The sequence below is a fragment of the Novosphingobium huizhouense genome, from assembly GCF_020179475.1.
Taxonomy (GTDB): domain Bacteria; phylum Pseudomonadota; class Alphaproteobacteria; order Sphingomonadales; family Sphingomonadaceae; genus Novosphingobium; species Novosphingobium huizhouense.
In genome coordinates, this window is sequence record NZ_JAILXZ010000052.1 from 1 (window position 1) to 279 (window position 279).

Genomic DNA, 279 nt, shown 5'->3' on the forward strand with positions numbered 1-279 from the left:
GGCGACGACGACGTGGTGATCGGCTTCCTCGGCCGGCTGGTCATGGAAAAGGGGCTCGACGTCTTTTCCGACACGATCGACCAGCTCGAGCGCCGCGGCATCGCTCACAAGGTGCTGGTGGTGGGCGAAGGCCCCGCGCGCGACTGGTTCACCGAGCGCCTGCCCCGGGCGGTCTTCGCCGGCTTCCAAGGCGGCGCCGACCTCGGCCGCGCTGTCGCCAGCATGGACGTGCTGTTCAACCCCTCGATCACCGAAACCTTCGGCAACGTCACGCTCGAG

General features: G+C 68.5%; 1 protein-coding gene. It reads left to right on the forward strand.

Annotation, left to right across the window (positions count from 1 at the left end; translation table 11 throughout):
* On the forward strand, window positions 1-279 hold a 279-nt coding region (locus K3A85_RS17945; RefSeq protein WP_225207874.1), incomplete at both ends, for a glycosyltransferase.